Genomic DNA, 6,690 nt, shown 5'->3' on the forward strand with positions numbered 1-6,690 from the left:
TCTTTTTAAGAAAGAGCGTTAAAAGCATCACCAGTTCATCATTACTAAGCATTAACTCTTTGCAAAGTTTTTGTGTATCTAGTCCAGATATAACGCTATTTTGCAGGCTATCATCATCTTTTGCATCGTTGTCAATACTAAAGGAGTCAAGTTTTACATAAGACATAAAGAGACGCTCAAGCTCTTTAAGTATGACAGGTTTACCCAAAAAAGCATCGAATCCACTTAGTAACCCTCGCTCTTTTGCTCCTTTTATAACATTTGCAGTAAGTGCGGAAATTGGCGTGTGTCGCAAGCCATGTAACTCTTCGTACTCTATTATTTTACTGACCGATTCTATTCCATCCATTACAGGCATCTGTTCATCCATCAAAATCAAATCATATTTATTTGTTTTATAGAGTTCAAACGCAGCGAGTCCATTATTTGCTACATCAAAAGTTAAACCATACTTTGTCAAAATAATTTTAATCAACTCTTGATTTGCTTCATTATCCTCAGCAATAAGAATATGACCTTTGAATTTATTTGTAATTTTTTTATCATAATCCGCATTATTACGCGGATTTATCAACTCATCAAAAGCTTTATGAATCTTAGAGCAGTACAGAGGAAAACAGATAGAATTTATGCTTTGGTATTTGTCATAAACATCATACTCTCTACTCATCAACGCTATACTACGCTTTTTAGATGCTAGCACTTTTTGCACAAACGCAGCGTCCTGCTCTTCATGTACAAAAATGAAAATGTCGCACTTACTTTCTAATGTATCAACAATCTCAAGTTGCATTCCAAAAACTTCAGCATATTTAATAAATGATTTATGCTTCACACTAAGCTGCATATCTTTAGCATAAATCGCCATTTTCAACTCTTGATATGTTTTTATATCTTCAACAATATTACATTCATTGCTTACCACTTCAATGGGGATTTCAACATAAAATGTACTCCCCTCACCTACTACAGAAGTTGCACCAACATTACCACCCATAAGTTTTGCAAGCTGATTAGAGATGGAAAGACCTAAACCCGTTCCATTTTTATTGTACTCAACATGCTCTTGAGCCTGAGCAAAAGCTTCAAAAATATGCGTCAGTTCCGCTGCACTAATACCTATACCGCTATCTGTAACATTTATTTTAAGATACCCATCGTTACACTCTGCTTCAACAACTATAACACCACTCTCTGAAGTAAACTTGATGGCATTACTTAAAAAGTTAGAGAGAATTTGCTTAATTCTTAAAATATCGCCAAAAAGCTCTTTTGGAATATTAGGATTTATAAAAGAGAGAATAGTTATATCTTTAGAATTTGCACTTGCAACAAAAAGCTCCATTGTATGGCTTAACTCTTCATGTAGAGAAAAGACCTTAGGTTCTATTGTAAATTCACCACTTCTAAGTTTTGAAAAGTCTAAAATATCATTAATAATACTCAGTAAATTTTCACCACTATTTAAAATTATATTGAGATAATTTCTATGCTTTTTAGATATATCTTCATTTATGAGCAAATTGACAAAGCCTAAAATAGCATTTAAAGGCGTTCTAATTTCATGTGACATATTTGAAAGAAAGTACTCTTTTGCCTGAGATGCAAGCAGTGCTTCTTGTCGGGCATCAATGAGTTTTTGAAAAATTGCATCTGTATAAAATTTCAAAATTCCACGGAAATTTTTATCAAAGATATAAGAGATCTCTTCAAAAATCTGTTTTGAATTAAGATTACCGTCGTAGGAAAAATCAAGCATAGAATGTCTAAAATGACTACAAAGTTCAAAAAGTTCATCTGCGCTTATTTCACGATACTTCAAATAGACTAAAAGTTCCTGCATTACAGGACAGTTACCTATAGTAGTTTTTCCAGAAATAACACCCATAAAATAATCAAAAACACCATTTGCATAATTTTGAATAAAATACTCTTCATCAATATTGTGCTCTTGTAAAATGCTCTTTGGGGAGTGATACTCAACCCATTGATGCACAATGCCAAATTTATTTTCTAAAAAAATATTTTGTGATGCGAATAGAATAGGAGTTTTGTTCTGCATTATACTTTACCCAATAAAGTAATACGAAAGTAGCATAATAACACAAAGTCTAAAAAGAGAGACAGTTACAGTTCCTATAATATTTCCAAGTTGACAACTATCACACGAAACATATTTTTTTCCCTCATACTGAGCATAAAAGAAATAGAAAATATCTAAGCCCACTACAGCTAATGCGCTATAAACTTGGAAGTTCCATAAGCTTGCGCTATTTTGAATAAAAAATGAACTTACAAATAACAGAGCAATTAACACTGTAAGGAGATTGGAGACGAGGAGGATTTTATCTCTTTTAAATGTACGCGGGCAGTAGTCACCCTGTGTCTGAGTTTCCAAAGTAGCGCTACTCTTTTGAGCTATACCTTTTTCAAATCGTTCTTTCTCTACTTTTGACATTTTATGGACAAAGGTTGCACCAAAAGTATAGTCAATCTTTCTTTGAAGTAAAATTGCCAAATCATCACTTGCTTTAAGTGTCTGGTCTTCGCCATTTCTATCTTGATAGACAATGCTAACACTCTCAAAACGCTTAATGTTTGCACTTTTATTTGGATAGTAAGCAGTAGTCTCTTCACCCTCAACACTACCACTATGTCCAATAAGACGAGGATTTATTATCTCTATAAAAGCATCATTGTCTTTAATGACTACTACATTAAAATAACTACCTATCTGGTAAGCGGCAAGTCCATCTAAATGGTTTTCATTCATAGTATCTTTAAGATCTTCTATCAAGGAAAACAGTTCTGTATCAAACACTCTTACATCAGTTGCATATTCTACACTTAAAGGCGTGGGATATTGGATAATAGTACGAACCATAAGAGACCTTTTTGTAAGGGAATTGCAGTGTTGCGAAAGTAAAACTTTCACAACATAAAATAATTAACTAGTGACTTTTTCCAACCACAATAATCATCTTTACATTAATAATGACAAATCTAATAAATTGCCAAATCAGACAAGTTCTCATCGAACGAGCAAATTTACCTGGTATCATTGTTAAACTAAATTGTTCTTTTTCAAAATTTAATTCTTCTTCTTTCATAATATATCTCCCTTTTTATTTTTATTCTGGAATTAAAGTCCAGCCTGGATTTAGTTTAGCTTTATAGATAAACAAGAAATGTAAAATATGTTTAATCCAGTGTCCAGCAAGACCGATTTCACCAAAAGTGTAATCTGTATCACGACCAGTTCCTGGATATTTTTCAAAATCTGGAACAACAGGATAAACAGTCATAGCTGCAGCAGTACCAGTAAATACACCTTTACCTGCAGAAGCAACACAAGCAGCACCCATTTCAGCCATAGAAGCTTCATGTAAATGAGCATTTTCACCTTTTGTCATCAAGTCACATACAGAGTGTGCAACTGCTTTACCAATAATACCAGAAGGCATACCAGTTCTTGGAGGAGTCGGGTTAATAGGAGTTCCATTTGGAGACTTCATTGGTTTAGAAATAAGATGTGGTGGGGCAAAAGCAATACCAGCTGCAAACATATTTGAGTATGTAGGATTTTGGTATGTTCTTGGCCAGTCACTCGCTTTCCACTCTGCATAAGGCTTAGCAGTATAATCAGCATCAACTTTCATAAATCCGTTTGGAGCGAAAACTGTACCTGTAATATCTTCACCAGCTTTGTCGTAAGCTTTTAAGCCAACACCTGCAAATGGTGGAATAAGCATAGCAAAGTCAAATTCTTCTTCGCCTTTACTTCCATCAAGAAGCTCATACTCTACCTTACCATTTTCTACTTTAGAAGTGTGTGCACCAATTAACCAATCAATACTACGCTCAGCATAGAGTGATTCAGCAAAAAGTTTAGAAGATACTACATATCCGCCAACTTTCATATGAAGTCCACCCATACCGAAGTCACCTAAAAATGATTCATTTGAAATCCATTTTACATCTGCCATATCACGAACACCAGCTTTTCTTAGTTCATTTTCAATGTTAAAGATATACTCAAACGCAGCACCTTGACATGTACACATACCATGACCAGTACCAACTAAGAATTTTTGACGAGTTCCGCCTTTCATCTTTTCAACAGCTTCTGCAAGCTTATGAGAAGCATGAACTGCATGGTCTGCAGTACAAACAGAAACTGTGTTCTCACCTAACTGACCATTACCATCACCAAGACCTGGTGTAGCATCGAAGTTCAGTTTTGGACCAGTAGCATTTACTAGGTAATCATACTCAACTACTTCTGTTTCTCCAGCTTTACCCTCTTGTGTATATTCAATTGTCACAAAAGGTTTTTCACTAGAATCACTTCCCTCTGGATTAATTGAAACTGCTTTTGCTTGATGGTATGTAATACCAGCTTTAGCATATACAGGAGCTAAATCAAAAGTAACTTCCTCTTTTGTCATTTGACCAACACCAACCCAAATGTTCGATGGAATCCAGTTCCACTTTGCATTTGGAGTAACTACCACAACTTCATGTTGCGAACCTAACCATTTTGCAGCGAATGTAGCTGTTGTATGACCAGCAACACCACCACCTAATACAACTAATCTTGCCATATAATTTTCCTCTCGATTTAAGTTATAGATAACTTTATCAAAATTATATTAAAATTTCATCACATTAATTCATTAAATTTTAAAATGTGTTTTATAAGTTAGATTTATATCAGCTTATTATAGGGACTTGTGTTAGGATTAAATCATTTTTTTAGCTATTTGTTAAAATTTTATTAATAATTTCGTATGTATTATTTGATAAATTATGTGTAGAAACTACACGCTCTAACTCTTTTTTTACAAGTTTTTTATTTGAATCTAACAACTTATCATAAATTTTAAACGCTCCAGCAAGCCCAGAAGCCATCTGTGGGTTGATTTTATCTATCTCAATAATCTTATCTGCTAAAAATTTATATCCACTTCCATCCTCTTTATGAAAGTGTTTATGGTTACGAGAAAATGAGCCAATAAGTGAACGCACAAGATTTGGAACTTTCTCATCATATACTTTATCGAGTTGCATTCTCTCTACTCTCTCTAAAAGTTCTTCTTTATCCGCTGAAGCTATAATGGCAAAGTATTTATTCATAACCAGTGTTTCATCTTTATATCTTTCATAAAAATCTGCTAATGCTTCATCTGCAAACGCAGAGTGAATATTTTCTAATATATCAAGAGCCACAACTCTATCTGTCATTGTTACAGACTCTTCATACTGTTTTTTTGCCATTTCTGCCACTTCCTCATCTTTAGTGGCAGAAAGAATTTTAAGCACTCTGTTTTTAATAGCCCTTTGTGCAATATCATTCGCTTCAAGTCTGTCTGAGAGAGGAAAATGATTTGCACTGTATATTGCTAAAAGTTTTTCTTTATATGTATACACAATTTTATTTAAAAGTCTCTCTTTTACATCATATATAAGTTTAAAATCAATTTTTTCCTGCATCTGCATAAGCGCACTTATAGAGGGTAACTCAAGTAAATACGCTTTATATAACAAATCTACATCAAGATCCAATAGATGTCCATAAGCTACTATAAACTCATCATCTATCTCTTGACCTGCTAGCATTTTATTCATCGTTTGCAAAGCAAAATTTTGTGTTGCCTCATACTGTACAAAACTATTTGTATCGTGTTGCATTAAAAAGGCGTAGTTTGTCTGCTCTTGTTCTATTATAAAAGGCGCAGAAAAGTCCCTATTTATAGAGAGAATTGGCTTAGCCGTAAAGCCTTCAAATAAAAACTCTTCACTCTCTTGAGATATTTTGAGTGTTTTTTGTACTATTTCCTCGCCATTAACATCTAAAAGCCCCATTTTTAATGGGAAATAGTACGCTTCCTGCTTGTCGCCATTCACTGCGTTTGGAATTACCTGTCTTAAACGCAGCCTGTAAACACCATCACTAAATACCTCTTCTACTTTGAGTTTTGGTGTACCACTTTGATGGTACCATCGTTTAAACTGCTCTAAATCTTCCCCACTAGCACTACTCATAGCCCACAAAAAGTCATCTGTAGTTACTGCTTGTGCATCAAAAGTTTTAAAGTATAAATCCATAGCTTTACGGTAATTTTCTTTGCCTATTAGCGTATAAATCATACGGATAACCTCTGCACCCTTTTCATAAACAGTTGCTGTATAAAAGTTATTCATAGAGATGTATGATTTTGGTTGGATTGGATGACGAGTAGGAGAGCTGTCTTCTACAAACTGTCTCTCACGGAGTGCTTTTACATCCTCTATGCGTTGCACGGCACTTGAGTTCATATCAGCAGAGAAACATTGGTCTCTAAAAACTGTAAGCCCCTCTTTAAGAGTAAGCTGAAACCAATCACGGCAAGTAATACGATTTCCAGTCCAATTATGAAAATACTCATGAGCAATGACTGACTCTATACCCATAAAGTTTGCATCAGTTGCTGTATCCATATCTGCTAAAACATAGGCAGAATTAAAAATATTGAGCCCTTTATTCTCCATAGCTCCCATATTAAAACTATCGACTGCTACAATATTGTAAATTTCTAAATCATACTCACGACCATAACTCTCTTCATCCCACTTCATTGCCTCTTTAAGGGAACGCATTGCATGAAAACATTTTGATTCATTACCTAAATCACAATAGATATTGAGTGC

5 protein-coding genes are annotated in these 6,690 nt (G+C 34.3%); all 5 read right to left on the minus strand.

What is annotated here, in order from left to right:
* Positions 1-2,062 (minus strand): ATP-binding protein (locus MVY38_RS09970; protein ID WP_297485762.1); only part of this gene is annotated, 2,062 nt, incomplete at its 3' end.
* Between the two features lie 6 nt (positions 2,063-2,068).
* A complete protein-coding gene (locus tag MVY38_RS09975) occupies positions 2,069-2,884 on the minus strand; it encodes a peptide deformylase (RefSeq protein WP_297485764.1) in 816 nt (271 codons plus the stop codon).
* A 67-nt stretch (positions 2,885-2,951) separates the two neighbouring features.
* Positions 2,952-3,110 carry a hypothetical protein gene (locus MVY38_RS09980; RefSeq protein WP_297485766.1) on the minus strand — a complete coding sequence of 53 codons (159 nt, stop codon included), beginning with the start codon at positions 3,108-3,110 and terminating at the stop codon, positions 2,952-2,954.
* A gap of 21 nt (positions 3,111-3,131) precedes the next feature.
* A complete protein-coding gene (locus MVY38_RS09985) occupies positions 3,132-4,604 on the minus strand; it encodes an FAD-dependent oxidoreductase (RefSeq protein WP_297485768.1) in 1,473 nt (490 codons plus the stop codon).
* 151 nt (positions 4,605-4,755) lie between these two features.
* A partial coding sequence (pepN, locus tag MVY38_RS09990) for an aminopeptidase N (RefSeq protein ID WP_297485769.1) occupies positions 4,756-6,690 on the minus strand: 1,935 nt, incomplete at its 5' end.

The sequence above is a fragment of the Sulfurimonas sp. genome (genome assembly GCF_027056685.1).
In the GTDB taxonomy this organism is placed as follows: Bacteria; Campylobacterota; Campylobacteria; order Campylobacterales; family Sulfurimonadaceae; genus Sulfurimonas.

Excerpts from the sequence above, each read along its gene's own strand:
- MVY38_RS09980 (WP_297485766.1), bottom strand. The coding sequence starts at position 3,110 with ATGAAAGAAGAAGAATTAAATTTTGAAAAAGAACAATTTAGTTTAACA.
- MVY38_RS09985 (WP_297485768.1), bottom strand. The coding sequence starts at position 4,604 with ATGGCAAGATTAGTTGTATTAGGTGGTGGTGTTGCTGGTCATACAACA.
- MVY38_RS09975 (WP_297485764.1), bottom strand. The coding sequence starts at position 2,884 with ATGGTTCGTACTATTATCCAATATCCCACGCCTTTAAGTGTAGAATAT.